Consider the following 23,535-nt stretch of genomic DNA (forward strand, 5'->3'; position numbering starts at 1 on the left):
ATTTTTTTCAATTGACTTAGAATGGATGCGCCTGCACCATTCTTTCATTCCCTCCGTTCCATCCTTTTGACCTTACCGGGCCGCATCGACCATGAGTGCGCTTTATTCGATTGCTGAAATTCGCCAGATCGAAAATGCCGCCAAGGCAGAACTGCCCTCCTACACCCTGATGCAACGCGCCGGCGAAGCCTGCGCCCGGCGTGCGCTGAGCCTGGTGGCGGGCGAAGACGAAGTGCACGTCCTGATCCTGGCCGGTCCCGGCAACAACGGCGGCGATGCATTGGAAGCCGCACATTACCTCGCACAATTCGATCTGCACGTTGCCGTCGCCCTGCATGCCGACGAAGCAAAGCAGCCCGAAGACGCACGCCGCGCGCTGGAACGGGCGCGCGAATCCGAAGTGGAATTCCTCGACGTCGCCGATCCCGGCCACCTGTCCTCTCAGCGCTGGGCGCTGGTGGTCGACGGCCTGTTCGGCATCGGCCAGACGCGACCCATCGTCGGCAAATTGCGCGCCTGCGTCGACTACGTCAATACGCTGCGCTGCCCGGTGTTGTCCATCGATATCGCCAGCGGCCTGCACGCCGACACCGGCAGCGTGATCGGCGGCCCCGGCTGCGTCGCCGTGCGCGCCACCCATACGCTGAGCTTCATCGGCAACAAGCCCGGCATGCACACTTGCGACGGCGAGGACTTCAGCGGCGACATCCTGCTCGAATCGCTGGACATCGAAGAAAGCTGTTTTGTCACGCCGCATGCCCGCCTCAACGAATTGTCGCTGTTCAGCTCCGCACTGAAGCCGCGGGCCGGCAACACCCACAAAGGCAGCTATGGCGACGTCATCGTCGTCGGCGGCGCCCACGGCATGGGCGGTGCGCCGGTACTGGCGGCGCGCATGGCGGCGCATGCCGGCAGCGGCCGCGTGTTCATCGCGTTCGTCGACGATGCTCCGGCCTACGACAGCGTGCATCCCGAACTCATGATGCGCCAGGCCGACCGCGTCGAGTTCAGCACCGCCACGGTGGTGGTCGGCCCCGGTCTCGGCACCTCGCGTCACGCGCACGACGTGCTGTCGCGTGCCCTCGATGCGCAAGGCCGCATCGTGGTCGATGCCGACGCCCTCAACCTGATCGCCGCCGAACCCGGCTTGCAGCACAAGCTGCAGGACCGCGCCCAGCACACCAGCATCATCACGCCCCATCCATTGGAAGCCGCCCGCCTGCTCGACGCCACCACCGCCGAAATCCAGCATGACCGGCCGCAGGCGGCGCGCTTGCTGGCGCGGCATTTCAAAAGCATCGCCATCCTCAAGGGCGCCGGCACCGTCATCGCTTTTCCGGACGGCGAGATCGTCATCAACACCACCGGCAATCCGGCGCTCTCCACGGCCGGCACCGGCGACGTCCTGTCCGGCCTGTGCGGCGCCTTGCTGGCGCAAGGCTGGCCCGCCACGCAAGCGGCGCTGGCGGCGGTCTGGATGCACGGCAAGGCAGCCGATCAACTGGTCGACCTCGGCGTCGGCCCGGTCGGCCTGACTGCCAGCGAGGTCGTTCCGGCCGTTCGCGCCCTGTTAAACCAAATCATCCGAGACCATGCCCGCTAACATCGCCGTACATCCGCAACTCTGGCTGGGCATTTTCTTTCTGATTTCCGGTTTGTGGACACTGTCCTTGCTGGACACGGCAGGCAAACTGCTCGGCATGGCCGGCTACCATGTGGTGATGATTGCCTGGATGCGCTACACCATCAATACCATCTTCATGGCGGCGACGCTCATGCCTCTCTATAAACGGCGCCACGGCCGCAGCATCCTGCATTCGAACAATCCACGCCTGCAATTCCTCCGCGCCGTGGCGCTGCTGCTGTCGACGCTGATGTTTTTTTCGGTGTTGAAGATCGTACCTCTGGCCGAGGGCACGGCGATGAATTTCTGCGCGCCGCTGATCGTGCTGGCCGTGTCGCCCTGGCTGCTGGGGGAAACCACCTACATCTCGCGCTGGATCGCCGTGGCGGTGGGTTTTGCCGGCATGCTGATCGTGATCCGCCCGGGCGGCGACATCCCGGCGCACGGCGTGGTGCTGGGCTTGCTGTCGGCGGCGACGTATGCGGCCGTGTCCATCCTCAACCGCAAGGCCAACCGCGCGGATGATCCGATGGTGACCTTGTTCTATGGCGGATTGATCGGCATGGTGCTGAGCACCCTGATGGTGCCCTTCTTCTGGTCGCCGCATACGCCGGACACGACCGAATGGCTGATTCTTGCGTCCACCGGCATCACCAGCACCATCGGCCATTTATGCATGAACACCGCCTACAAGCATGCCGAAGCTTCCGTGCTGACGCCGTTTGCCTACACGCAGATCATCTCGGCGACCACCATGGGCTGGCTGGTGTTCGGCCAGTTTCCGGATGCGATCACCATTCTCGGTGTGGCCATCATCTGCGCCAGCGGCATGGGCATCGCCTGGGTCGAACATCGTCGCGCGCATCCGCTGCGCAAAACGGTGCAGAAGCCTGCCTGAACTTCTCGGACAAACTTAAACGAGGCGCCCCGCCGCAATCGTGATGGTGCGGGCGCAACGCGCCGCAATGGAAGCGTCGTGCGTGACCAGCACCAATGTGGAGCCGTGTTCCTGATTCAATTCAAACATCAGCTGGATCACTGCCTCGCCGGTGGTTGCATCCAGACTGCCGGTGGGTTCGTCGGCCAGTAGCAAGGGCGGCTGGGTGACGAAGGCGCGCGCCAACGCCACGCGTTGCTGTTCGCCGCCGGACAGATATTTCGGATAGTGTTTGAGACGGCTGCCCAGGCCGACGCGCACCAACATGCTTTCAGCCTTGGCGCGGGCCTGCGCATCGCCGCGCAACTCCAGCGGCAACATGACGTTTTCCACCGCATTCAGATGGCCGAGCAATTGGAAGGACTGGAAAACGAAGCCCAGCTTGTGCTTGCGCAGCGCCGCGCGGCCGTCTTCGTCGAGCGCGAAGATGTCGACGCCGTCGACCTTGACGGTGCCGTCCGAGGGCGTATCCAGGCCGGCCAGCAAACCGAGCAAGGTCGACTTGCCGGAACCCGAAGCGCCGACAATCGCCAGCGTGGTTCCCGCCTGCACGTTAAAATTGACGTCACGCAAAATCGCCAGCTCGCCGGCCTTGCTGACGGCAGTGGCCGGAGCGGCTGCGTCGGCGACGCGTTTGGACAGTTGGACAACTTCGATGGCGGCGATGACGCCGTTGGTAGCAGAAAATTCAGAGGAATCAGGCATGCAATACGATGGCGTCAGGTGGATGGGTCAGTGGCTGAGGAAGAACATCGGCAACCGCAATACTGCGATGCAAAGCAAGTCATGGCGTCGCGTGCTCGTCGCATTGCTGGCGATGCCCTTGCTGATGCTGGCGGCGAGCGCCTATTCTGCACCAAAAACCCTGCTTGTGCTCGGCGACAGCCTGTCGGCCGAATACGGCCTCACACGCGGCAGCGGCTGGGTGGCCTTGCTCGATAAACGCCTGCAGCAAGAAAAGATCGGCGCCGCCATCGTCAACGCCAGCATCAGCGGCGAAACCACCATCGGCGGTAAAACCCGCCTGCCTGCCCTGCTGAGCAAACACACGCCGGACATCGTGATCATCGAACTCGGCGCCAACGACGCCCTGCGCGGCTTGCAACTGAGCGCCACGCAAGGCAACCTGCAAGCGCTGATCGACATGTCGCGCCAGGCCAAGGCCAAGGTGCTGCTGGTCGGCATGCAGATCCCGCCGAACTACGGCGCCGACTATGCCGGCAAGTTCGCGCAGTTGTTCCCGGCCGCGGCCAAACAGAACAAGACTGCGCTGGTGCCGTTTTTCATGAAGGATATCGTCGACAAGCCGGCGCTGTTCCAGGCCGACCGCATGCATCCGAACGAACAGGCGCAAGCCAATCTGCTGGACAACGTCTGGCCTTATCTCAAACCGCTGCTGAAATAGAAATAGCGATCTCAGGCGTGCAGGAATAAAAAGCGGCGCAGGATCGCCGCCGATTGCGGCGTGTCGCTGACCTGCCCGGCCATGACGTCGGTGTCGATGCCGCACTTGCTGTAGATCTCGCGATACCAGGCCAGATGCGCCTTGACGAAATCGCTGCTGAATTCGGGATGGAACTGTGCCGAGAAAATATTCGGCGCCAGACGCAGCATGTGATGCGGATCCATCGGCGAGCTGGCAAGAATCGTCGCGCCTGCAGGCGGCTCCAGCACCACCTGGGAATGCAGCATGTGTGCAGGAAAACTGTCCGGCGCTTCATGCAGCAAATGCTCGTCGGCTGCGACCGGATGTTTTTTCACCGTCATGGTCCCGGCCACACGCCCGGCCGGGTTGTAGCCCACCTTGCCGCCAAAGGCATGCGACAGCAACTGATGCCCGTAGCACACGCCGAACATCGGCAACTGCCGTTGCGCGGCACGACGCAGCCACTCCGCAGTGCGCTCGCTCCACTCCACCAGATCAGTCACCATGGTCGGCGAACCGGTAATCAGCACCGCGCGATATTGATCCGGCTCGCGTAGATACTGCCCCTGGAATACCGACACAATCTCGGTTTCATGATCCGCCAGGCCTGCCGCCTGCTGCAATTGCGCGGCATAGCTGCCGTAGGAATGCTTGAGATCGTCGTTGGGGTCACCCGTATGGATGATCAGGACCGGGGCGGAATGGGATGGCGATGCAGGACTTGAGGCGGTAGCTGAGGCAGACATTGGCGCAGGCTTCAAAAACGAGGATGAGAATCCATTGTACTTTCCGCAGCGTGCCGCAGTGCATAAAAAAAGGCCGCATAAGCGGCCTTTTTTATCTCATGCACATTCGAGGTGTGCTTGCTGCACATGCGACGCTTGTCAATTTGTCCATTTTCCAAAAACCGACAAATGATTTACATCAATTGCCTTACCTGGCCGCATCGGCGGGCTTGCCGGTCGATGCGCCTGAAGTAATCGCCTCGCCGCCCTTCAGGATCTTGGTCTTTACCTTTTCCTTGACGAAATTGATATAAGACAGCATCTCCTGCTCGGCCAGCACATTGGCGATCTGCTCCTGCTCGGTCTTGCGACGGGCGGCGTCAGGCGTTGCCGGCTGCGCTACCTTGGTCACGCGGAACACGCTGTAACCCTGGCCAGGCAGCTCTACACCGGTGTAAGCAGGCAACTTGGCGGTGTCGGCCTTCATGACGGCCAGGAACGCATCCTGGTTCCAGCCCTGGGTTTTTACGCGCGAGGCCACCTTGACGTCGCCGAAACCTGCAGCGTCGTCCTTGGCCTTCAGTTCAGCCAGTTTGGCTTCGCCGGCTTTCTTCGCCAGCGCCATGGCTTCGTCTTGCGTCACCAGTTCGCGCACCATGCTCTTGACTTCGTCAAACGGACGCTTGGTGACCGGCTTGTATTCCACGATGTGACCGGCCATCAGCGTGGTCGGAGCGATTTGCACCGCTTCCGTGTTGTGCTTGCCCTTGATGGTGTCGTCCGTAAACAGCGCCTTCAGGAACTTCGGATTGTTGTACGGCGTATTCGGCGCCAGCGCAGGGTTCGGCAGACGGGTGACGCCGGCGACCGTTTCGATCTTCAGCTTGAGCTTGTCGGCCACCGGCTTCAGGCTGTCGCCTTGTTCGTAGACGGTATTGTTGAAAATGTCGGCCAGTTCCGCATACTTCTTGGCGGCCAGCTGCTTCTTGATGTCGCCGGCGATTTCGCCTTTGACTTCATCCAGCGGCTTGACGCTGCCGGCCTTGATGCCGGTCAGCTGAATGATGTGATAGCCGAAGTCGGACTCCACCGGGTCGCTGATCTCGCCCTGCTTGAGCTTGTAAGCCGCATCTTCAAACGACTTGAGCATGGCGCCCTTGCCGAAGAAACCGAGGTCGCCGCCCTGATCCTTGGAGCCCGGATCCTGCGAGTTGGCCTTGGCCAGCTTGGCGAAATCGCCCGGATTCTTGCGCAGTTGCGCGACCAGTTCGTCGGCCTTTGCCTTGATGGCAGCCTTGTCGGCCGCAGATGCGCCCTTCTTGACTTCCAGCAGGATGTGGCTGGCGCGGCGTTGCTCGTCGGTCGAGTATTGCTTGATGTTCTGATCGTAGTACGACTTGATGTCGGCATCGGACACGCTGACTTGCGCGGCCACTGCGGCGCTGTCGAGCACCACATATTCGATCCTGGCTTGCTCAGGCACTTCGAACTTGCTGCCGTTCTTGTCGTAGTAGGCCTTGACCATCTCGTCGGTGACCTTGACCTGGCCGATGTAGGAAGCCGCCTTGAAGCTCAGTTCCTGCACCGAACGCTCCTGGTCGTTCAGGTCCGACAGGCGGGCCGACACGCTCTTCGGCGCGAAGGCCGTGCCTTGCACGGCGAAATTGAGCTGCTGCAGCGCCAATGCGCGGCGCTGGCTGGCTTCATAGCTCTTCGGCGTCAGGCCCTGGGCCGCCAGCAGCATGTTGTACTGTTCATTGTCGAACTTGCCGTCCGGCTTGATCAGGCCGGGGATCTGCATGATGTTCTGCTGCAGCGCCTGGTCGGTCACGGTCAGCTTGTCGTTGGCGACTTCCGCTGCCAGCGCGCGCTGGGCGATCAGGCTTTCCAGCACGTCGCGGCGTGCTTCCGGGGTATCGAACACCTTGGTGTCGATCTGGCCGCCGGCCATCTGGCGCAGGCGCTCCAGTTGCTGACGCTGCGCGGCGTCCCATTCTTCCTTGGTGATAGTCTGCCCGGCCACCTTGGCCACGGCATTGTCGCCATCGCCGAAGCCGCTATAGCCTTGCACGCCGAAGAATGCGAAAGACGGGACGATAAGCAGCAGCAGCAAGAACTGCATCAAGCGCTGATGGTTACGGATAAATTCAAACATTGGTCAGCCGATCACGAAATCACAAACAAATGACATCAAATAAGAAAAAAGGCGAACTCACGTTCGCCTTATAGCAATGCTACCGCTGGCGGAGCAGACTGCGGCCTGCCCTTGAGGATGCCGCCTTGGCAACACCCGCGCGTCATTATACACAGCCGGCGGGGTCAAGTCACCGATACTGCCGCCGGGAAATACCTCGGGATTCCCGCTTTTGCGTCCGGGCTTACGTTATCATCCAGCCCAAAACACGCCCCGGCACAAAAGGAACGAACATGGCAAAACTGGAAGATATCGTCAAACGGCAGAAACACGGCGCGCAATTCGTGCTGTCGGCGCAGATGCTGGGCATGGACGTGGCCACCTTCGACACGGTTGCCCAAACCTGGATAGAACGCGGCGGCCCCGGATTCGCGGCGACCGGCGTACCGTTTCGCAAGGTGATCGACGGCGAATTCCTGATTGCCCGTCTTACCGTGACCAAGACCGATCCGGACTAAGGGCCGCTAACCGTATCGGCCTCACTCGTACTTGCGCGCGTCCTCAATGACCTTGCCGTCGTTGGGCAAACTCCCCGGCGCCGCAAACAGCACTTCTCCGCGCAATTTGGTGATGTCGCGCACGCTGTCGGCAACCGCCGCCGCCTGCGCCACCGCGCTGTCCATGTCCATGGTTTCGCAATGCAGCGTCATGCTGTCGTTGGCCATTTCACCGCTGACCACCAGGCGCGCCTTCAGGATCAGCGCGTGCCGGCGCGTGATCTCGGCCACCTGCGACGGATGCACGAACATGCCGCGCACCTTGGTGGTCTGGTCCGCCCGCCCCATCCAGCCCTTGATGCGCGTATTGGTGCGTCCACACGGAGAAACGCCGTCCAGCACTGCCGACAGATCGCCGGTGCCAAAACGGATCAGCGGATAGTCGGGATTGAAGGACGTCACCACCACTTCGCCGACCTCGCCCGGTTGCACCGGATCGCCGGTGCCGGGGCGCACGATTTCCAGGATCAGTTCTTCATCGAGGATCATGCCCGGATTGACCTTGCCGTCGCTGATCGACTCGTAGGCGATATTGCCGATATCGGCCGACGCATACAGTTGCAGCACGTTGGGGACGCCGTGCTCGTGAAACCAGTGGCGCAGCGATGGCGGCAAGGCTTCGGCGCTGACCAGCGCGCGTTGCAGGCTGTCGAGGGCGACGCCCATTTCCTGCGCTTTTTCGATGATGATCTTGAGGAAGGACGGCGTGCCGACATAGGCATCCGGCCTGAGCGCCGCCATGGTCTGCACCTGCAACTCGGTCTGGCCGATGCCCGACGGAATCACCGCGCAGCCGATCTTGGCCGCCGCGCCCTCGGCCATGAAAGCCGCCGGCGTGAAATGATAAGAAAAACAGTTCTGGATGATGTGACCGGCGCGCAGCCCCAGCGCGCGCATCGGCCGCTCGAAACGCCACCAGTCGCGCTGATGCCCTTCCGGATCGAAGATCGGTCCCGGCGAGACGAACAGGCGGCGCAACTGGCGATGCGGCGTGGTGTTGAGTCCGCCGAACGGCGGCGCGGCGCTCTGCAAATCCTTCAGGTCCGACTTGCGCGTGACCGGCAATTGCGCCAGTGCAGCGCGGTCGCGGATGTCGCCGGCGTTGACGCCTTTGAGGATGCGACTCCAGCCTTCCGCACCTTGTGCGCGCGCCATCAGATCCGGCAAAGCCTGCATGAGCGCTTTCTCGCGCTGTTGCGGATCGCGTTGTTCCAGAGAATCAAGAGTGTCAGACATGAAAGTACCGTGTGCGTAGGCTGAAGAAAAAAATGCGGCGAGGATGCCAATGACGCCGGTCGTACATCGATCTGCCGGTGTCAGGCCAGCCAGCGTTTGCGGCGCCGGTAAAATTTCATGTCGCGGAAGTTCTTGCGTCCCGCCGCCGACACGCCGAGATAAAACTCCTTGACGTCTTCGTTGCTGGCCAGATCGTTGGCCGCGCCCTCCATCACCACGCGGCCGTTTTCCAGGATGTAACCGAAGTCGGCGTAACGCAGCGCCACCATGGTGTTCTGTTCCGCCAGCAGGAAGGACACGTTTTCCTTGGTGTTAAGGTCTTTGACGATCTCGAAAATCTCTTCCACGATCTGCGGCGCCAGTCCCATCGACGGCTCGTCGAGCAGGATCATCGACGGCTTGGCCATCATGGCGCGGCCGATCGCCGTCATCTGTTGTTCGCCGCCGGAGGTATAGCCGGACTGCGACTTGCGGCGCACCTTCAGGCGCGGGAAGTAATCGTAGATTTTTTCCAGCTCCTGCTTCACTTCGCTGTTGCTGATGTTGCGCGTATAGGCGCCGGTCAGCAGGTTCTCTTCCACGGTCAGGTGGCCGAAACAATGCCGGCCTTCCATCACCTGGATCACGCCGCGCTTGACCAGGTCGTTCGGCGTCAATTGATCGACGCGCTCGCCCCTGAACTCGATGCTGCCCTTGGTGACGTCGCCGCGCTCAGCCGTCAGCAAGTTGGAAATCGCCTTGAGCGTAGTGCTCTTGCCAGCGCCGTTGGCGCCCAGCAGCGCCACGATCTTGCCTTCCGGCACCGCCAGCGACACGCCCTTGAGGACCAGGATCACGTGGTCGTAGATGACTTCGATGTTGTTGATATTCAGTGCTGTACCCATGCTCGCTCCAGCTTGTCCTGCTTTGTTTGAACCTGCTTGCTCAATGCCGCTCAATCCTGCTCAAAAAAGCGTCGGCGCGCCCGACACACTTCAACACGCCGACGCCAAGGCCTGAACTTATTTCATGCAGGCTGGGGTAATACCTTTTTCTTTTGCATACTTGGCGGCCGACGCCTTGAACAGCGGGTGGATCAGGTTCTTGTTGCCTTCGATCCAGTCCGACACCAGTACCCATTTGCTGCCGTCCCATTGCTGGATCTTGACCTTGCCCGAACCCTCGTGGTTGTCGCAGGAAGTCTTGATCTCAGGCAGCAGGCCGGTGGCGCCCAGTTGTTGCAGACGGGCGTTGGTGATGTTCAGGTTTTCCAGGCCCCAGCGCACGTCTTCGCCGCTCATGACCTTCTTGCCGAACTTGCCTTGCGCAGTACGCACGGCTTCCACCGTCGCCAATGCGGCAGAGACGCCGCGGTTGTACAGCACCGAACCGATCTTGTTCTTGTCCTGCAGGTTGCCCTTGCCGGCGCCGTAGACCACCTTCTCGATGTCGGCGATCAGCGGCACGCCCTTGCCGGCCACGTTCCAGGTCGCGCTCAGATAGCCCTTGGCGGCGTCGCCCGCAGGAATGGTGTCTTCCTCAGAGCCGGCCCACCACGAACCGATGATCTTGTCGCGCGCATAACCGACCTTTTGCGCCGCCTTCAGTGCGGTCTGGTTCATCACGCCCCAGCCCCAGAAAATCACGTAGTCCGGATTCTCCTGACGGATCTTCAGCCACTGCGCGCCCTGCTCGTTGCCGGGATGCGCCACAGGGATTTCGACCAGCTTGAACTTGCCGATGCTGGCTTCCGCTTCCAGCGCGACGATAGGCTCCTTGCCGTAGGCCGAATCGTGATACAGGAACACGATCTTCTTGCCGCTCAGTGAACCGCCGTTCTTGGTCGTGAGGTATTTGACGATGGCCGACACCTGCATCTGATAAGTCGTCACCAGCGGGAAGGCGTAAGGGAACACCGAGCCGTCCACCGCATCGGTGCGGCCATAGCCGATCATCAGCAGCGGCACCTTGTCCTCGGCGCTCTTGTCGATCAGCGCGTAGGAAATACCGGTCGCCATCGGATTGATGGCGGTGCCCTTGGTGACCGTGTTCTTGTTCTTCATGCGCTCGTAGCACTCCACGCCCTTGGCGTTGTTGTACTCGGTTTCGCACTCTTCCCACGACAGCTTGACGCCGTTGACGCCGCCGTCCTTGAGATTGACGTAATTGAGATAGTCGACATAGCCGCCGTAATACGACTGGCCGTTGGTGCCGTAAGGGCCGACCCGATAGCTCGGAATCGCGATGAACTGATCGTTGGCCTGCGCCATCGCCGGCAGCGCGGGAGCCAACAAGCTTGCAGCGACGGTCGCGGCAAGTACCAGCTGTTTGATATTTTTCATACGTGTCTCCTTGTGTAGTTTTACCCATGTGCGCGCCTCATTTTTATTTCTGTGCGCGCATCGTTTTACTTCTGCAGAACATGTAATGCATTAGTGCGGGAACGGCCACAGGCGCAACTTCTCCTTGGTGATCTGCCACAGGCGCGCCAGTCCGTGCGGCTCAACAATCAGGAAGAAAATGATCAGGCCGCCGAACAGCATGAGCTGGATGTGCGACACCGTTGCATTGGTGAACGGCAGGTGCAGGAAAGACGCCAGCGGCGGCAGCACGTTGTCGAGGAAGATCGGCAGCAGCAGGATGAAGGCCGAGCCGAGGAAAGCGCCGAGTATGCTGCCCACGCCGCCGATGATGATCATGAACAGGATGCGGAACGACAGATCCAGCGAAAAGCCGTCCGGCTCCACCGAGCCGAGATAGCAGAACGCATACAGCGCGCCCGCCACGCCGCAGAAAAACGAACTCACCGCAAACGCCAGCAGCTTGGTGCGCATCAGCTGGATGCCGATCACTTCCGCCGCCACGTCCATGTCGCGCACCGCCATCCAGGCGCGGCCGGTCGAGGAGCGCACCAGGTTTTTGGCCAGCATCGCCATCACGCAGACGATGCCGAGCACGAACAGGTATTTCTTCACCGGCGAGTTGATATCGATGCCGAAGAAATCGATCTTCTGCGTGCTGATCACGCCGGAAGAACTGTTATTGGAAAACCAGGAAAACTTGGTCAGCGCCCACACCACGAAGAACTGCGCCGCCAGCGTCGCCACCGCCAGATAGAAGCCCTTGATCCGCAGCGAAGGCAGTCCAAACACGATCCCCACCAGCGCGGCGCAACCGCCTGCCAGGATGAAGGACAGCACAATGGGAATGCCTTCAATGCGCAGCTGGAAGTTGTAGGCGGCATAAGCCCCCACCGCCATGAACGCCGCCGAGCCGAGCGACAATTGACCTGCGTAGCCGGTCAGGATATTCAGCCCCAGCGCCGCCAGCGCAAACACCAGAAAAGGAATCAGGATCGCCGAGAACCAGTACTCGCTGCCGATCAACGGAATGCCGACGAAAGCAATCGCCAACAGTATCGCCATGCCGATGCGATCCTGCCGGATCGGGAAAATCTGACTGTCGGCGATATACGACGTCTTGAACTGCCCGGCCTCACGATAAAGCATAGTGTTTCTCCTGTGTCTCCATGCGGCGAAGCCTCAATGTGCTTCGTCCTTTATTTTCTGCTGCAGCCCTTGCGGTCACGCCCGCTCAGACCCGGTCGATATGCCGTTCGCCAAACAATCCCTCCGGACGCACCAGCAGGAACAGCAAGGCAAATACATAAGGAAACCATCCCTCGATGCCGCCGAAGTTGCCGCCGAACAGATCCTGCAACACCGGTGGGATATAGATCTCGGCCAGCTTCTCTGACGCGCCGATGATCAGGCCGCCGACAATCGCGCCGGGGATCGATGTGAAGCCGCCCAGAATCAGCACCGGCAACGCTTTCAGCGCCGTCATGGTCAGCGCGAACTGCACGCCATTGCGCGAACCCCACAGCAAGCCCGCCACCAGCGCAACAAAGCCGGCCACGCCCCACACCACCGCCCAGATATGTTGCAGCGGAATGCCCAGCGACAGCGCCGCCTGATGATCGTCGGCGACGGCGCGCAGCGCGCGGCCGACCTTGGTGCGCTGGAAGAACAAGGCCAGCAGCGACACCAGCGCAATCACCATGCCCGACGCAAACAAGTCGAACTTGGAGATGCCGATACCGATACTGTCCATGATGGACATGATGGGTTCGTCGACGATGCCCAGATCGATGGCGCGCACTTCGCTGCCGAACAGCAAAGGTCCCAGTCCCTCCAGGAAAAACGCCAGTCCGATGGTCGCCATGAACAGCGTGATCGGCGGCTGATTGACCAGCTTGCGCAAGACGAAGCGCTCGGTCGCCAGCCCCACCAGAATCATCACCACGAACGAACCGATGATGGCGGCCCACATCGGCATGCCCTTGTCCATCAGGCCGACCACGGCCAGTGCAGCGAAATACACCATCGCGCCCTGGGCAAAATTGAATACGCCCGAGGCCTTGTAAATCAGTACGAAGCCCAGCGCCACCAGCGAATACATCAGGCCGGACAGCAAACCGCTGAGCGTCACTTCAAAGAAAAATTGCATCTGCGTTCTCCGCTTGTTCTGTTCGCTGGATTAATGTGATGTGCCGAGATAGGCCTTGATCACTTCCGGATTGGCCATCACTTCGTCCGGCGTGCCATCGCCGATCTTCTTGCCGTAGTCGAGCACGACCACGCGGTCCGAGATATCCATCACGACGCCCATGTCGTGCTCGATCAGCACGATGGTGGTGCCGAACTGTTCGTTGACGTCGAGGATGAAGCGGCACATGTCCTGCTTCTCTTCCACGTTCATGCCGGCCATCGGCTCGTCCAGCAGCAGCATGCTCGGCTCGGCCGCCAGTGCGCGCGCCAGTTCGACGCGCTTTTGCAGGCCGTAAGGCAGGCGTCCCACCGGCGTCTTGCGGATGTGCTGGATTTCGAGGAAGTCGATCACCTCTTCGACTTTGTGGCGATGCAGGATTTCTTCGTTGCGCGCCTTGCCCCACCAGATCGCATTGGCAAGAAAGCTGGAATGCATCTTGGTGTTGCGTCCGGTCATGATGTTGTCAAGCACGGTCATGCCCTTGAACAGCGCAATGTTCTGGAAGGTGCGCGCAATGCCCTGGCGCGCCACCTTGCTGGGATGCATGCTGTGGCGCTGCTCGCCGCGGAACATGATGCTGCCTTTTTGCGGATGGTAGACGCCGTTGATGACGTTGATCATCGAGCTCTTGCCGGCGCCGTTGGGGCCGATGATGGCGCGGATCTCATGTTCGCGCACATTGAACGAGATGTCGGTCAGCGCCTTGACGCCGCCGAAGGACAGCGAAATATTCTGCAGGTCCAGCACGACCTCGCCGATCTTGCGACCGCCTTCATCCGCCGCCGGTGCATCCTGTCGCGCGGGTTCCGCCTGCTGCATGGGTTGCACTTCTTCCGTGATATGTCTTTTCATGGTGGTCATGCAGGCCTATGCCGCTTGATTGAGGTTGGCGAACGTCTTGACGTCGGCGATCTTCAGATCGGCCGCGATCATGCCCTGGCGGCCGTCTTCGAATTTGACCTGGGTCTCGATGTATTGCGATTGCTTGCCCGCATAGAGCGCTTCGATCAGCACGCCGTATTTCTCGGCGATGAAACCGCGTCGCACTTTGCGTGTGCGTGTCAGTTCATCGTCGTCCGGATCGAGCTCCTTGTGCAGGATCAGGAAACGGTGAATCTGCGAGTCGGCCAGCAATGGATCCTGCACCAGATCGGCATTCACCTTTTCGACGCATTCGGCGATCAGTTGATACACGCTGGCATGCGCCGCCAGATCGGTGTAGCCGCTATAGGCCAGGTTGCGGCGCTCGGCCCAGTTGCCGACGGCGTCCATGTCGATATTGATGAACGCAGTGCACTGCTCGCGCTGGTTGCCGAAGACGACCGCTTCCTTGATGAAGGGGAAGAATTTCAGCTTGTTCTCGATGTACTTGGGCGCGAACATGGTGCCGCAGGCCATCTTGCCGACGTCCTTGGCGCGATCGATGATTTTCAGATGGCCATCGGCGTCGAAGAAGCCGGCGTCGCCGGTATGGAAGTAACCGTTTTCGTCGATCGCTTCAGCCGTCGCATCGGGACGCTTGAAGTAAGACTTCATCAGCCCCGGCGAGCGCACCAGCACTTCGCCGTTGGCGTCGATGTGCACTTCCACGCCCTTCATCGGACGTCCCACGGTATCGAGCTTGACGTCGCCGGACGGCTGCATGCAGACCGTCACGCAGGTTTCCGTCATGCCGTACAACTGCTTGAGGTTGATGCCGAGCGAACGATAGAAGTCGAACAGATCGGGGCCGATCGCTTCGCCGCCGGTATAAGCCACACGAATGCGCGACATGCCCAGCACGTTCTTCAGCGGACCATAAATCACCAGGTGGCCGATCGCATACAGCAGCCGGTCGCTCAGCGAGACATCCGGCTTCTTGTCGAGAATGCGCATGCCGACGCGGCGCGCGATCTTCATGAAACCGTGGAACAGCTTGCGCTTGATCCAGCCGGCGTCTTCGATGCGGATCATCACTTGCGTGAGAATGTTTTCATAGATGCGCGGCGGCGCGAAATAATAGGTCGGGCCGATCTCGCGCAAGTCCGTCATGACGGTGCTGGGCGACTCCGGGCAATTGAGGCAGAAGCCGGCGACGTGGGTCTGCGCGAACGAGTATAAAAAGTCGCCCACCCAGGCCAGCGGCAGATAACAGAGCACATCGTCGCGATCGTTCAACTGATCGAACTCCACCAGCGTGGTCGCGGTGGCGATCATCGCAGCGTGCGAGTGGCATACGCCTTTAGGTTTGCCAGTGGTCCCCGAGGTGTACAGGATGATGGCGATGTCGTCGGTCGTCAGCGCATTGACCTGATCCATGAAGAACGATGGATTGGCCTTGTCGTAGGCGCGGCCCAGTTCCTGCACGCTGGCAAACGACGACAGCTCAGGCTGGCGATAATTGCGCATGCCGCGCTCGTCGTCATAGATGATATGCGTCGGACGTTCGCTGCCTTCGGAGAAATTCAGTTTGATGTCGAAGACCTTGTCGACCTGCTCCTGGTCTTCGGCGACGACGAAATCGATCTCGGCATCATTGAGCACATAGGACATGTCGGCCGCCGGCGCATCCTGGTACAAGGGCACCGGCATGCCGCCCAGGCATTGCGTGGCCGACATCGCCCAATACAGGCGCGGACAATTGTTGCCGATGATCGCCAGGCTCATGCCGCGTTTGAAGCCGAGTGCGGCCAGGCCGCAGGCAAACGCCCTCACCTCGTCGGCCACCTGCGCCCACGTCGTGGTTTGCCAGATGCCGAGATCCTTTTCCCGGAATGCCGGGCGATCCGGGCGTGCTTGGGCATGCATCAGGAGCAGTTGCGGAAATGTCTGCGCTCCTGGACGTTGTGTTGTCTCCACCATCGTCCCACCTTTATTTATAAACGCCCTGCCGCCGGATTTCGGTCTATGCGGAACGTTCTGGGTCTCTGTCAGTGTCAAGTCAGTCTGAACCGGGATGCTTACGTCGCACTTACTGGGGCGCGCTCTCTTTTTCTGCCTGTTTGCCCTCGTAAGCAAGCCGGTATTGCGCTGCTTTTGTGCGATGATAGTAGTGTGAGTTGAGTGGCAGGGTTGTCATCTCACAGACAATTGCAGAACAATTGCCAAACTTTTGATATTGCGGCGCATCATAGAACTCATTCTAATGACAAGAGAGACATCGATTAAGGACATGCTGGACAAGACCATCTGGGCACGGTCGCTGACCGCCGAGCAATTGGCGCGCGTTCAGTCAGAAGTATTCAGCCGCAAGTTTTCCGCCGGCGCATTCGTGTGCCACAAGGGCGATCCGGTCACGCATTGGATAGGCGTGCATGAAGGCTTGCTGAAGATGAGCAGCGTTTCGCCGGAGGGCAAGACCGTTTCTTTCGCGGGCATGGCAAACGGCGGCTGGCTGGGAGAAGGTTCGCTGCTCAAGGACGAGCCGCGTAAATATGACGTGGTGGCGCTGCGCGACAGCGAACTGATCTACATGCCGAAGGCAACTTATCTCTGGTTGCTCGACAACAGCATCCCCTTCAATCGCTTCCTCGTGACGCAACTCAACGAGCGGCTGGCCTTGTTCATTTCGCTGGTGGAATACGATCGCATGCTCGAACCCGATGCACGCGTGGCGCGCTGCCTGGCGGCACTGTTCAATCCCTATCTGAATCCCGGCATCGGTCTGGAGCTGCAGATTTCCCAGGAAGAAGTCGGCAACCTTTCCGGCGCATCGCGCCAGCGCGCCAACCAGGCCTTGCAGGTGCTGGAAAAAGCCGGCCTGCTGAAAGTCGACTATGGCAGCATCACCATCCTCGATCTGGACGGCTTGCGTCAGTTTCCCTCCTGAAGCCAGGCGGCACACCAATAAAAAATGCAGGCCTGGGCCTGCGTTTTTTATTGCGCCGTCATTGCCATCCCGCGTTCAGCGTACCGGCTTGTTGCGTGTGACCCAGTACACGCCGGCATCGGCGACCGTACCGATGAACTCGCGCGGATCGGCGGACTTCATCAGATAACCGTTGGCGCCGAGCTGGTAGCTTTGCACGATGTCGCGCTGATCGTCGGAGGAAGAGAACATCACCACTGGAATGTGCGCGGTGGCAACATTCGATTTGAGCATCTTGAGAAACTCGTGCCCGCTCATCAGCGGCAGATGCAAGTCCAGAAGTATCAGACGCGGATGCAAATCCTTGCGATCGGCGTAACCGTTATCGGCGAACATAAAATCGGCAGCTTCTTCAGCATCGCTGAACCACGTCATCTTGTCGGAGAGTTTTTTTGTCTCCAGAGCAATACGCGTCAGCTCGGCGACTTCCGGGCTGTCGTCCACCAGCATGATATCCATTTGCTCCATATGCAGATCACTTTCTTGCGGGTACTAACATCATCAGTTCCTGCACCACGATGCAGCATCGCGGACATGTAACACCCGCGTGCACACTCGTGGCCAGGCTTGATCGACGTTGAATTTATCTGCATTTACTACATCCGCAGTATCAGGTCGGCGAATTAATTATGGCATAAGGAACAACAAAAACTATCAGGATTTTCCCGACATAAACGGTTTATTTATCGGACGTCGTCAGCCCCGTGCGAATGGCGTAACGGACCAGCCCGGGGACGTCCCGGATCTCCAGACGCTCCATCAATTGGGCCCGGTGCGTCTCGATGGTTTTGGCGCTGACGTTGAGGCGGTAGGCGATTTCCTTGGTATTGTTGCCTTCCGCAATCAATTGCAGGATTTCACGCTGGCGCGGCGTCAACACTTCCACCGGCGTGCCGTCCTGCGCGACTTTCTTCATGTACAGATCAAGCGCCTCCTTGGAAATATGCGAATCGAGATATTGCCGGCCGTGGATGACTTCGATGAGCGCCTTCTCCAGCTCGTAGGCCGCCGAGTCCTTGAACAGATAGCCGTTGGCGCCGGCGTTGAGCGCCTGCATCACATATTCTTCGCTGCCATACATCGACAGCATCAGGAACTTGATGGTCGGATGATCGGCACGCAGGCGCCGTACCGCTTCCAGGCCGTTCATGCCTTTCATCGCGATGTCCATCACGACGACGTCGGGCTTGTGCTTTTCGGTCAGTTCGATGGCGGCATTGCCGTCGTCGGCCTCGCCCACCACCTCAATCCCGGGCATCGCCGTCAGCAGCGAGCGAATGCCGCTGCGCACCAGTGCGTGATCGTCGGCCAGCAAAATTCGTGTCAACATGTTCAACCCCTTCGCATGACTGGTGTAACGGGTAACTGCAAAACGATCTCCACGCCCTCTCCGGGCGCAGAGGCGATGTCCATCGCGCCGCCCACCAGCACGGCGCGTTCTTCCATATTCAGCAAGCCGAAACTGGTGCCCGAGATGGCGTTGCTGCGCGCCTTCTCGATGTCGAAACCTTTGCCGTCGTCGCGGATGCTGACGTTCAGCTGGTCCTGGCGCTGGCTGACCTTGACCCAGATGTTCTCGGCCTTGGCGTGGCGCAGTATGTTGGTGACCGCTTCCTGCACGATGCGAAAGCAGGTGTTCTCGATATCGTGGTGCAGTTCGACCGACAGCGGCGAGCTTTCGAACCAGCCTTTCACGTTGGCCAGGTTTGCCTTGTTTTCAACATAGGATCGCAGCGTGGCGATCAGCCCCAGATTGTCGAGCTGCGGCGGCCGCAGATCCAGCGACAGGCTGCGCACCTGCGACAGCACGGAAGCGACGATATCGATGCCGTTCTGCAGCGACGGGCCTTCCAGCGAACCGGTCTTCTTGATGGTTTCCAGATTGATCTTCAGCGCCGTGAGCGACTGGCCGACATCGTCGTGCAAGCCGCGCGCCAGATGCTGGCGTTCGCGCTCCTGCACTTCGATCACGCGGCTGGCCAGCATCTTCTGGCGCTCCATGGCCTGCTCCAGCTCCTTCTGCGAATTGACGCGGTCGGTGACGTCCATCGCCAGTCCGGCGGCCAGGCTTTTGCCGTCGCTGCCGATCGGGAAGCGCACCATGTCCATGATCTTCGGATTGTGGTTGGCGTCGAAGACGGTTTCCTGCGTATGCATTTCGCGCTTGGTTTCCAGCACAGTGTGATCGTGCTCCTGAGCGTTTTGCGCCGCGCCGCTGGACATCAGGTCGAAGTCGCTCAGGCCGATCATGTCGCTGGGCGTCATGCCGAAAAACGCCGACTGCGCCGGATTGACATACAGATAGCGCAGCTCGGCGTCCTTGATCCAGGCCGGCATCGGCGCGGCGTTCATGAAGGCGTAGAAGCGCGCCTGCATCTCGCGCAACGCGGCAGAACTGGCGCGCTGCTTGCGCCGCACCAGGGCATCGCGCAGTTCGCGCTCGACGGCGATCGGCAGACGCGCAATGCTGCTCTTGAGGAAGTAATCCTGCGCGCCCGCCTTCATCACCTCCACCGCGGTTTGCTCGCCGATGGCGCCGGAGACGATGATGAAGGGAATCTGGTCGTTCTGCCGCTTGACGAGGCTCAAGGCATCCATCGCGCTGAACATCGGCATCGAATAGTCGGAGATGACGATATCCCATTTGTCGCGCATGGCCGCTTCCATGTCGGGCTCGGTATCGACCCGTTTCCAGGTTGGCTCGAAACCGCCGCGCTTGAGCTCGCGAACCATCAGGATCGCGTCTTCTTCCATGTCTTCGACAAACAGAACCCGGAGTGGGATGCTCATAAAATCGGCTTTCCTAAAAAGTCTTCACGGACGCGGCGCCATCGCTGATCGCGGCGTTCCTGATCGATTCATGCAAAGTCTGGCTGTGTTCTCGGCAGGGAAAAATAGAAACTGGCGCCCTCGCCCGGCGTGCTGTCTGCCCAGACGCGGCCGTTGTGCCGGACCACGATGCGCTGCACCAGCGCCAGGCCGATGCCGCTGCCGGGAAAATCTTCCTGCTTGTGCAGACGCTGAAACGTGCCGAAAAGTTTATGGACATAGCGCATGTCAAACCCCACGCCGTTGTCGCTCACCTGGAACACCACCTCATCCTGAGAACCCCGGGCGCTGACCCTGACGACCGGCTGCTCCTGTTTGCTGCTGAACTTGGCGGCGTTGCCGAGAAGGTTTTCCCACACCTGAACAAGCATGCCGCGATTGGCGATCACGCCATCCAGCGGCCCGACGATGAATTCGACGTTGCCGTACTCGCGCCGCAGTCCTTTGATGCATTGTTCGACGATCTCTTCCGTGGACACCGTTCCCAAGCTCAGCTCGCCCATGCTCGACCTCGACAGCCGCAGCAAGTCGTTGATCAGCGCATCCATCTTCTTGACGTTCCTGCCGATGACTTGCAACAGCTCCCGGCCTTTTTCATCCAGCGCGTCTGCATAGTCTTCTTCGACCATCATGGCGTAGCCCGAGATGGCCCTCAGCGGTGCGCGCAAGTCATGCGAGACCGAGTAGGAAAAACTCTCCAGTTCTTTATTGATATTGCTCAGATGCTGCGCATGCCGCTTGAGATTGGCGTTAAGCGCTTCAATCTCGCGCTCGGTTTGCTTGCGTTCGGAAATGTCGTAAATCACGCTGCGGCTGATCATGTGGCCGGTTTCCGGATGCTGCGCCATGCGGGCGCTCATCAATGCAGAGAAATGCGTGCCGTCGGCGCGCTGGTAATCGAGGTCGATATTGCTGACGGATTTGTCGCGCAGAAAGCGCGGCCAGATCTCCGAGCGGTAGCGTTCGGCGCTGTCAGGCGTCAGGAGATCGGCCTGCCTGAGCTTGCCGATCACTTGCTCGCGGGCATAGCCAAGCCACGCCAGTTCGGTATCGTTCATCTGCACGATCAAGCCGTTCTCCCCTTCGATGGAGTGATAGCCGCAAGGCGCGTGGTTATAGAGATCGGCAAGCTCCGTGGCATAGATATGTTCCTTCATCTGCGCCGCCTGCCGGATCTGCATCTCGCGTCTCAATCGCACATAGACGGCCAGCAGGATCACCAGACTGACGATGCTGCCGCTGACAATGGCAAAGACGGTCCAGCCTATGCTCTTCTTCGTCTCGACGGAACGCTGCGCCAGCACGGTCTTCTCCACTTCCTTGAGCTGCACGAACTGCTTGCGGATGTCTTCGCTCAGATCGTGTCCATGGGCATGGATGTTATCGATCTGCGCATTCTTGTCGACTTCCAGCAAGGTGCGCGCCAGCTCGACCCGCTTGGCGATGTCTGCGCTCAAGCGCGCCAGTCTGTCGAGCTGTGCCTGATTGTCGATTTGCAGGACCCGCAAGCCGTCAAGCAATTCAAACAAGGCCGTGCGGTCCGCTTCGAAACTGAGCAGGTAGTCATGATGCCCCGAGAGCGCGTAGCCGCGCGCATTGGCAACCAGATCGCGCAGCGTCGAATGCGTCTCTTCCAGACGCTGCAAAACCGTATGCGTATGTTCGACCCATACCGTCCTTGCTTCGAAAATGCGCACGCTGCGATAGGCGACGACGGTCACCCCGATCGACAACAGCATGGCGAAAAAGAAGAAGACGCCGGTATTCGCGATGAATGATTTTCTCTTGTTTAATATCGGCATCGTAACGATGAATTTCGATGAGGCTTAAACAGTTTGTCGGGGACGCAAATTTTTGCGCCCGCTGAAAATCCATGTACAAAAACTGATTGTTCTATTCGTTATGTTCGTTCTGCGCTGCCGGTCGCTGCAACCGTTTTTCTTGTTGTTCGACACGGGTATCGACACTTCCATCGCTTGCCCCGCTCTGCGCAGCTTGTTTTGCCTGATGCATGAAATCGGTGGCGCCTGCAGCATTTCTCATGGATGAATATCGGCACCCTGTCTTCCTGCACCATTCGACTTCGTATCACTCTTCACTGCCGGATGAGGAAGATGCCGAATCTGCTTGTTTTTCTGGCATTTCTTCATGAAGGAAAATTTCCCCCACAGCATTAAATGTTTTCAAATCAACACTAAATGTGGCCTTCTGCGGACATTTTTTCTTCCAAATGGCCAATCCAGATGTCAAGTCAGGGTTTTCCTTAGAATTTATTTTATAATAGCCTCAAACAACTGGCGTTACCAAACGGCATTTTATTCAAATGAAAACAAGGCAAAAAATCGCGTTTGCACTGGGGGCAGGAGTACTGTGCATGAGCGGCCTGGGTCAGGCTGCTACATCGACAGGAAACCTGGCAGTGTCCGCTATCGTCACCTCGACGTGTAGCGTGCAAAGCGCCGCCTTGCCATTTGGCGCCTACAATTCTTCTGCCGTACAACAATCGGCGCAAGTCGGCGTGGCCTGTTCCAGCGGCACCAGCTATACCGTCAGCCTGGATGCCGGCACCGCTCCCGGCGCCACCGCTGCCGACCGCAAACTGGTCGGCGATTCCAACGCAACGCTGAGCTACGCCCTGTATCAGGATCCTGCTCGCAGCAAGAACTGGGGCAACGCCTCCGGTTCCGACACAGTCACCAACATCGGTAACGGCACCCAACAAAATCTGCCTGTCTACGGGTATATCCCAAGCGGCCAAAATGTTAAAGCGGGTAGCTACAACGATGTTGTAGGGATCACACTCTCGTATTAATACGTTCTACTTTTGGTGCATTTCTGATACGCTCATAACCAAAAGTAACATTTCAGCTTAATTAATAGTGACTAACAGTCACGCAAATTCTTCCAGCAACTTGCCGTAGTTGAATGAGCATTCTTTCGTTTTTTCACGGGGGAAAATTATTTTTTGCTACCTTGCACGTCTCTCTTTCTTCCTGAGTTTAGCTTGCGGGCTACTCTGCCAAACAGCATTTGCCTCAAACTTCGAAATATCCCCGGTAGTATTGGAATTGTCGTCAGCAAGAACGGCCGGCGTGGTCAAGATCGTCAACAACGATACGCATGACGTCTCGCTGCAGATCCGCGCTTACGACTGGACGCAAAAAGACAGCCAGGACGTTCTCGAACCGACCCAGACCCTGATCATCAGTCCGCCGGTTTTCACTGTGGCGCCTGGCGCATCGCAAACCATCCGCATCGTTTCCAGACGTCCCGCCGAAATCAACGAGGTTGCTTATCGCTTGCTGGTCGACGAGATCCCGACTGCCGCCGCGGGCCCGGCGATCAATTTCAAATTCCGCATTTCCATGCCGATTTTCATCGCGCCGAATGCAACGGCAAACCTGAAGATGGGCTGGACGCTGAGCGCGGGAAAGACAGCCAAGCTGACCGTCGCCAACACCGGCAACCGGCGCGGACGCCTGCTCAACCTGGTGCTGACGCTGCCCAACGGCAAAAAGATCACGCCGCCGGCAGGCGCCAATCCTTACACGCTCGCCGGCATGACCAGACAATATGCGTTTGATGTAGATCCGCCCCTGCCCGCTGGTTCGCTGGTGAAGATGTCTGCGAACTCGGATTCCGGCCCGATTGACACCGAGCTCACCGTGACGCCTTGAGAAGACCCTTAAC

The 23,535-nt window shown here is 59.4% G+C and carries 22 protein-coding genes; 7 read left to right on the forward strand and 15 right to left on the reverse strand.

The features are described 5' to 3' along the window. The first annotated feature begins 91 nt into the window (after positions 1–91). Complete coding sequence (locus AKL25_RS16675) at positions 92–1,603, forward strand: bifunctional ADP-dependent NAD(P)H-hydrate dehydratase/NAD(P)H-hydrate epimerase (RefSeq protein WP_050478817.1); 1,512 nt, start codon at positions 92–94, stop codon at positions 1,601–1,603. Beyond that, positions 1,593–2,522: a DMT family transporter gene (locus tag AKL25_RS16680; protein WP_050478818.1), complete on the forward strand. Its 930-nt coding sequence runs from the start codon at positions 1,593–1,595 to the stop codon at positions 2,520–2,522. Before AKL25_RS16675 ends, AKL25_RS16680 begins: the two co-directional genes overlap by 11 nt. 15 nt (positions 2,523–2,537) lie before the next feature. On the opposite strand, the gene AKL25_RS16685 is transcribed toward AKL25_RS16680, so the two are convergent. Then, positions 2,538–3,266: an ABC transporter ATP-binding protein gene (locus AKL25_RS16685; protein WP_050478819.1), complete on the reverse strand. Its 729-nt coding sequence runs from the start codon at positions 3,264–3,266 to the stop codon at positions 2,538–2,540. 67 nt (positions 3,267–3,333) lie between these two features. On the opposite strand from AKL25_RS16685, the gene AKL25_RS16690 reads away from it, so the two are divergent. Next, positions 3,334–3,966, forward strand: a complete 633-nt coding sequence (locus tag AKL25_RS16690) for an arylesterase (RefSeq protein WP_050478859.1) — start codon at positions 3,334–3,336, stop codon at positions 3,964–3,966. Positions 3,967–3,977: 11 nt separating this feature from the next. Here AKL25_RS16690 and AKL25_RS16695 read toward each other — a convergent pair whose 3' ends face one another. Together AKL25_RS16695 and AKL25_RS16700 are read right to left on the reverse strand one after the other, a co-directional pair. Next, a complete protein-coding gene (locus AKL25_RS16695) occupies positions 3,978–4,733 on the reverse strand; it encodes a glutamine amidotransferase (RefSeq protein WP_050478820.1) in 756 nt (251 codons plus the stop codon). A gap of 187 nt (positions 4,734–4,920) precedes the next feature. Continuing rightward, the gene (locus AKL25_RS16700; protein ID WP_050478821.1) at positions 4,921–6,867 is read right to left on the reverse strand and encodes a SurA N-terminal domain-containing protein; all 1,947 of its coding nucleotides are present in this window, start codon (positions 6,865–6,867) and stop codon (positions 4,921–4,923) included. 272 nt (positions 6,868–7,139) lie between these two features. On the opposite strand from AKL25_RS16700, the gene AKL25_RS16705 reads away from it, so the two are divergent. Then, positions 7,140–7,364, forward strand: a complete 225-nt coding sequence (locus AKL25_RS16705; protein WP_050478822.1) for a hypothetical protein — start codon at positions 7,140–7,142, stop codon at positions 7,362–7,364. 21 nt (positions 7,365–7,385) lie between these two features. Here AKL25_RS16705 and AKL25_RS16710 read toward each other — a convergent pair whose 3' ends face one another. From AKL25_RS16710 to AKL25_RS16740, 7 genes are all read right to left on the reverse strand, one after another. Continuing rightward, complete coding sequence (locus AKL25_RS16710) at positions 7,386–8,639, reverse strand: phenylacetate--CoA ligase family protein (protein WP_050478823.1); 1,254 nt, start codon at positions 8,637–8,639, stop codon at positions 7,386–7,388. A gap of 80 nt (positions 8,640–8,719) precedes the next feature. Then, on the reverse strand, positions 8,720–9,523 hold the full coding sequence (locus AKL25_RS16715; protein WP_050478824.1) for an ABC transporter ATP-binding protein: 804 nt from the start codon (positions 9,521–9,523) through the stop codon (positions 8,720–8,722). A 117-nt stretch (positions 9,524–9,640) separates the two neighbouring features. Next, entirely contained in the window at positions 9,641–10,960 is a 1,320-nt protein-coding gene (locus AKL25_RS16720; RefSeq protein WP_050478825.1) for an ABC transporter substrate-binding protein, read from the reverse strand. A 90-nt stretch (positions 10,961–11,050) separates the two neighbouring features. Beyond that, positions 11,051–12,127: a branched-chain amino acid ABC transporter permease gene (locus AKL25_RS16725; protein ID WP_050478826.1), complete on the reverse strand. Its 1,077-nt coding sequence runs from the start codon at positions 12,125–12,127 to the stop codon at positions 11,051–11,053. 85 nt (positions 12,128–12,212) lie between these two features. Beyond that, positions 12,213–13,127, reverse strand: a complete 915-nt coding sequence (locus AKL25_RS16730; protein WP_050478827.1) for a branched-chain amino acid ABC transporter permease — start codon at positions 13,125–13,127, stop codon at positions 12,213–12,215. A 30-nt stretch (positions 13,128–13,157) separates the two neighbouring features. Beyond that, positions 13,158–14,021, reverse strand: coding sequence for an ABC transporter ATP-binding protein (locus AKL25_RS16735; protein ID WP_050478860.1), 864 nt, complete (start codon positions 14,019–14,021; stop codon positions 13,158–13,160). A gap of 15 nt (positions 14,022–14,036) precedes the next feature. Continuing rightward, positions 14,037–16,010: an AMP-dependent synthetase/ligase gene (locus tag AKL25_RS16740; protein ID WP_050478828.1), complete on the reverse strand. Its 1,974-nt coding sequence runs from the start codon at positions 16,008–16,010 to the stop codon at positions 14,037–14,039. A 310-nt stretch (positions 16,011–16,320) separates the two neighbouring features. Here AKL25_RS16740 and AKL25_RS16745 point away from each other — a divergent pair, with 310 nt between their 5' ends. After that, a complete protein-coding gene (locus tag AKL25_RS16745; RefSeq protein ID WP_205627265.1) occupies positions 16,321–16,977 on the forward strand; it encodes a Crp/Fnr family transcriptional regulator in 657 nt (218 codons plus the stop codon). 75 nt (positions 16,978–17,052) lie between these two features. On the opposite strand, the gene AKL25_RS16750 is transcribed toward AKL25_RS16745, so the two are convergent. The 5 genes from AKL25_RS16750 to AKL25_RS24285 form a co-directional block, all read right to left on the reverse strand. Then, positions 17,053–17,484, reverse strand: a complete 432-nt coding sequence (locus AKL25_RS16750; protein ID WP_205627266.1) for a response regulator — start codon at positions 17,482–17,484, stop codon at positions 17,053–17,055. A 211-nt stretch (positions 17,485–17,695) separates the two neighbouring features. After that, positions 17,696–18,346, reverse strand: a complete 651-nt coding sequence (locus tag AKL25_RS16755; RefSeq protein WP_050478831.1) for a response regulator — start codon at positions 18,344–18,346, stop codon at positions 17,696–17,698. A gap of 2 nt (positions 18,347–18,348) precedes the next feature. After that, on the reverse strand, positions 18,349–19,806 hold the full coding sequence (locus AKL25_RS16760) for a hybrid sensor histidine kinase/response regulator (protein ID WP_050478832.1): 1,458 nt from the start codon (positions 19,804–19,806) through the stop codon (positions 18,349–18,351). Between the two features lie 68 nt (positions 19,807–19,874). Beyond that, complete coding sequence (locus AKL25_RS16765) at positions 19,875–21,647, reverse strand: sensor histidine kinase (protein ID WP_050478833.1); 1,773 nt, start codon at positions 21,645–21,647, stop codon at positions 19,875–19,877. A gap of 286 nt (positions 21,648–21,933) precedes the next feature. Further along, positions 21,934–22,095, reverse strand: coding sequence for a hypothetical protein (locus tag AKL25_RS24285; protein WP_157050672.1), 162 nt, complete (start codon positions 22,093–22,095; stop codon positions 21,934–21,936). Between the two features lie 124 nt (positions 22,096–22,219). Here AKL25_RS24285 and AKL25_RS16770 point away from each other — a divergent pair, with 124 nt between their 5' ends. Together AKL25_RS16770 and AKL25_RS16775 are read left to right on the forward strand one after the other, a co-directional pair. Beyond that, entirely contained in the window at positions 22,220–22,657 is a 438-nt protein-coding gene (locus AKL25_RS16770) for a Csu type fimbrial protein (RefSeq protein ID WP_050478834.1), read from the forward strand. Positions 22,658–22,892: 235 nt separating this feature from the next. Next, complete coding sequence (locus AKL25_RS16775) at positions 22,893–23,522, forward strand: fimbrial biogenesis chaperone (RefSeq protein ID WP_276203016.1); 630 nt, start codon at positions 22,893–22,895, stop codon at positions 23,520–23,522. Positions 23,523–23,535: the final 13 nt, after the last annotated feature.

This window comes from Herbaspirillum rhizosphaerae (assembly GCF_001189965.1).
GTDB classification, from domain to species: domain Bacteria; phylum Pseudomonadota; class Gammaproteobacteria; order Burkholderiales; family Burkholderiaceae_D; genus Herbaspirillum; species Herbaspirillum rhizosphaerae.